This window comes from Arthrobacter sp. Dra40 (genome assembly GCF_059091905.1).
Map to the genome: position 1 here is coordinate 1 of NZ_JBNHHB010000319.1, position 4607 is coordinate 4607.

Annotated in this window: 3 protein-coding genes; all 3 read left to right on the forward strand. The window is 69.6% G+C overall.

Going from position 1 to position 4607, the window contains the following annotated elements; translation table 11 throughout:
• On the forward strand, positions 1–839 hold an 839-nt coding region (locus tag AC5RWT_RS34785), incomplete at its 5' end, for a DegV family protein (RefSeq protein ID WP_494084203.1).
• A gap of 97 nt (positions 840–936) precedes the next feature.
• The gene (locus AC5RWT_RS34790) at positions 937–1770 is read left to right on the forward strand and encodes a ComEA family DNA-binding protein (RefSeq protein WP_494084204.1); all 834 of its coding nucleotides are present in this window, start codon (positions 937–939) and stop codon (positions 1768–1770) included.
• On the forward strand, positions 1767–4439 hold the full coding sequence (locus tag AC5RWT_RS34795) for a ComEC/Rec2 family competence protein (protein WP_494084205.1): 2673 nt from the start codon (positions 1767–1769) through the stop codon (positions 4437–4439). Before AC5RWT_RS34790 ends, AC5RWT_RS34795 begins: the two co-directional genes overlap by 4 nt.
• Positions 4440–4607: the final 168 nt, after the last annotated feature.

The window sequence follows — 4607 nt, forward strand, 5'->3', positions numbered from 1 at the left end:
CGGCGTCGCTGCCCTTCGATTGGGCCAACCAGCCGGATACCGCAGACTGGCTGCGGGTGGTGCCGATGCCGGTGATGATTTCCGGACAGATATACGGGGAAGGGGTCGACGACGTCGCGTCCGCCTTGGCGGTCGGCCTCGCCGAGGGGCGTGACGTCAAGACGTCGCGCCCCTCGCCGGGGCTGTTGGAGCGAACCTACCGTGAGCTTGAAGACCTGGGCTTCGAGGCGATCGTCTCCATCCACCTCTCGGCCGAGCTCTCCGGCACCATCGAAGCGGCGGGTTTGGCCGCGGACGGTGTCGGCATCCCGGTGGACGTGGTGGACACCAAGAGCGCCGCCCTCGGTGAGGGATTCGCCGTCATCGACGCAGTCATCGCCGCGCAAAGCGGACTGGACCGGCAGGCCGTAGCCGAGCGTGCCAAGGCTGCTGCCGCCTGCTCCGACGTCTTTTTCTACGTACCCAGCCTGGACCAGCTGCGCCGCGGCGGCAGGATCTCCGCCGCCTCCGGCCTGCTCGGGTCGTTGCTGGCCATCAAGCCGTTGTTGGCCATCCGCGACGGGGCCATCCTGCCGCTGGAGAAGGTTCGGACCGCCGCGCGCGCGCAGGCCCGGTTGCAGCAGTTGGTGGTGCGCCGGATCGAGGAACTCGACTACGAACCCAGGGTTTCGGTGCACTACTTCGGCAACGAAAGCGAAAGCCGCGCCTTGGCGGAGGTCCTGCAGCAGCATCTGAGCGACGACGTGCTGGTCACCCCGGTGCCTTCGGTCCTGGCCGCCCACACGGGACTCGGCGTCATCGCAGTGGTCGTTGGACCGCCGACGCCATTCATGGACTGAGCGCTCCCTCCCTCCACAGATTGAGCCCCCGGACGGGTTGTCCACGAGTCGACGGTTGCCCCCTGGGGTGGCTGCTGCGCGGACCTAATGTTGGCGCATGGGCCGACACCGCTGGCTTCCGGCAACCGCCCGCGGCGGTGCTGCCCCGCGGCTGAGACGAACTCCGCGCTTCCGCATCGCCCTCGGCGCCGCGTTCGTGGTGGCGGGTCTGTGCCTGGGCTATGGGCTGGTGTCGGTGGCATCGGCAGACTTGAACCGATCGGCCGCCCCAGTCCTGGAACGCATCCCGCTGGCGTCCGGCCCGGCTCCCAGCAGTCCGCCGGCGCCGGAGGCCTTGGCTTCCGAAGATAGCGAAGGAGCGGCTCGGGCGGGGTCGCCGGCTGCTGCAGCCGGAGATCCGTCGGGACCTGGGGACCACACGGCTGGAGGCATTGCGCACATCGTCGTCCACGTCGCCGGGGCTGTTGCCTCGCCGGGCATCGTTCGGCTGGCCGAGGGTTCCAGGGTGTTCGAGGCGATCGAAGCCGCCGGTGGTGCGCGGAAGGAGGCGCAGCTGGAGGCGCTGAATCTGGCTGCGCCGTTGAGCGACGGGCAGCAAGTCTTCGTGCCGACGCCGGACGCCCCAGGGCCCCCGTCGGCGGTGGCCGGCGGCAGCGCTTCCGGAGGCACCGCAGATTCCCCGGGCACCGAAGGCGGCGGTGCCGCAGCCGAGCCCGGCGGCGCAGCGGGAAATCCGGACGCCAAGATCAATATCAATACGGCGACGGCGGAGGAGCTCGCCACGCTGCCCCGCGTCGGACCGGTACTCGCCGCGCGGATTATCGAGTTCCGGGAGCAGCACGGACACTACGCGCAACCGTCCGATTTGGACGCCGTGCCCGGCATCGGACCGGTCATGCTGGAGGCACTGATTCAGCTGGTGGTGGTATGAGCCGTCCGCCCCGCTGGCAGCGGTATGCGGACGCGGCCCGGCGTCCGGAGACCGCCGACGTCCCACAGTCTGAACCAAGCCAGCCGCCCAGACGCCGCAGGGGTTTCGGCCAATGGCTGCTGAAGCACATCAGACCCGATCCCGTGGCGGCGGCAGGCGAGGACCGGCGGCTGGATCTGCGTTGGGGCCTGACGGCAGCTGCCTGCTGGGCGGGCGCGCTGGCCCTGCCGCACGCGCCCGACGGGGTGGCACTGCTGTCCGCAGCGGTGTTGTTGGGTACAGGGTGCGCCGCGGCCAGCAGTTTGCTGCTGCCGGTCCGGCGGCTGCTTCCGGTCAAACTATTGCTGCCGGTCGCGCACAGCGGCGGGCGCCGTCCACGGCGCACCGGCCGCGGGGCCGGAGGCATCGCCGTCGTCGTGGTGCTGTGCAGCTGTACCGGGCTGTTGTCACTGGCGGTGGGTCTACAGCAGGCGCAACGACTGGCGGGACCCATCGGGGCGGCCATCGAGGACGAACAAACCATCTCAGCCCGCCTGGTGGCCACCGGGGATGCAGCGCAGGTCAAGGCAGCGCCGCAGTTCGGCAGCGCGGCGCGTTTTCACCTCACCGCGACCGTCATTGAAGCCGCCGCGGGCGGCTTCCGGTTCGAGGCCGACACACCGGTGCTCGTTATCGGCGGACCGGACTGGGCGGACGTGCGGTACGGCGAGCGGCTCAGGACCTCGGGCAAACTCGTCGCCGCAGATCCGGGACAGGCCGTTGACGCCTTGCTAATCGCATCTACCGCGCCGTCCGATCGTTCCGCACCGCCGGTGGATGCTTGGGTCTCCCATCTGCGCGGGCAATTTGTGGCGGCGCTGGCAGGCTTGCCCCCGGATGCGCGCGGACTCCTTCCCGGCATGGTGCTGGGGGACAAGGAGCACCAGAGCGATGACCTGAACGAGGCGATGCGGCGGACCGGGCTGACACATCTGCTCACGGTCAGCGGTGCGAATGTTTCCTACCTGTTGGGCTTCATCTACCTGCTCGGATCTGCTGTCAGGTTGCCCCGCTGGGCGAAGGCGGCGGCAGGGCTTGCCGGCCTCGCCGGCTTCGTGCTGCTGGTCCGGCCGGAGCCCAGTGTGCTGCGGGCAGCGGTAATGGGATCCATCGGAGTACTCGCGGTGCTGAGCGGTCGACGACGAACTTCACTGACCTTCCTGATGGTGGCGGTCCTAGTGCTGTTGGTCATGGACCCGTGGCTGGCCGCCAACTACAGCTTTGTGCTCTCGGTGCTGGCGACGCTCTCCCTCGTACTGCTGGGGACCGCTTGTTCCCGCTGGCTGCAGCGTTTCCTGCCGGTACCGTTGGCGCACGCCGTGGCCATGCCGCTGGCAGCGCAGCTGTTCTGCACCCCGGTCATTGTCCAGCTGCAGCCTGAACTGGCCGTGTACTCCATCCCCGCCAACGTAGCTGCCGGGCCGCTGGTTCCGTTCATTACCGTCGCCGGCATGACGGGGACAGGACTGCTGCCGCTGTTTCCGGCAGCGGGTGCCTTGCTGCTGCATGCCGCGGGCTGGACGACCTTGTGGATCGCGGGGGTCGCGCGATGGTTTTCCGGGCTGCCGCTTGCGGCGGTGCCGTGGGCAGGCGGACCGGCCGGCGCTGCCGGCGCAGCCGGGGCCGGGCTAGTGCTGCTGTGGGGACTGCGGCGCGCCGCGGCCAAGCGGCGGGACACCCACGTGCCGGAAGAACACAGGAAGTCCGGCGTGAGTGCCGCCAGATTGCCGGACACCGGCGCGTCCGGCCTGCGCGCGCCCCTTGTGAGGCTGGCCTGCTGGACGGCCGTGCCGGCGCTGGCGGGAGGAGCTTTGGCGGGCGTGGTTTCTTCTCCCGCTGCGACGGGGGAGTGGGACGTGGCAGCCTGCGATGTCGGCCAGGGGGATGGCGTGGTGGTTCGGACTGGTGAGGGCAGCGCCATCGTCGTGGACGCCGGGCCTGACCCGGAGGTGATGGATGGTTGCCTCACGGGACTGCGTGTGAAACGTATCGACGTGCTGATGCTGACCCACATGCACCAGGACCACTACGGCGGGCTTGAGGGAGCGCTGGCGGGACGGGAGATCGCACGCGTCCTGTATTCGAGCGCCGAGGCAGCGCCGCCGACTTCCGTGCTGGCCGCGCTTGAGGACCGGGGGCTGCAGGCAGAGCGCGCCTTTGCGGGCCTGTCAGGCTCGTCGGGAGCCGTGGGCTGGGCGGTGCATTGGCCTGTGCAGGGCAACACCGGATTGTCGGAGAACGACGCGAGCCTCGTCGTCGAAATCAAGTTTCCGTCCGCAGCCGGGGGATCGGTGCGGATGCTGCTCACCGGCGACCTCGAGCAGGAGCAGCTGCCGGCCCTGGTGCGGCTGCTGGGTCCGGGCTTCTCCGTGGACGTCCTCAAGATCAGCCATCATGGCGCACGGAACGGAGGAACGGCGCTCATCGCCGGGTTGCGGCCGGCGGCGGCGCTGATTTCGGTGGGTGCGGACAACACGTACGGCCATCCGGCCGGCGAAATCCTGGCGGCGCTGCAGGCCGCCGGCACGCGCGTGCTCAGGACCGATGAGCTCGGGACGGTACTCGTCGACGTCGGCGACCGGGCCTTGTCCGTCCGCGCCGGCAGATGGACGTGGACCGGCTTTGGGTAAAAGGTGCGGATCGTGAAACTCTTGACCTGAACAAGGAGGAACCTGCCGTGAACCCGCCACCCGGATCCCGCTCTTCGGCCGCCAAGAAGAGCGCCGCCACCGTCTCCTGGCGCGACGTCGAACCGGCCGCCGTCGTGCTGATCAGCGGCCCGGAGGAGTACTTGGCCC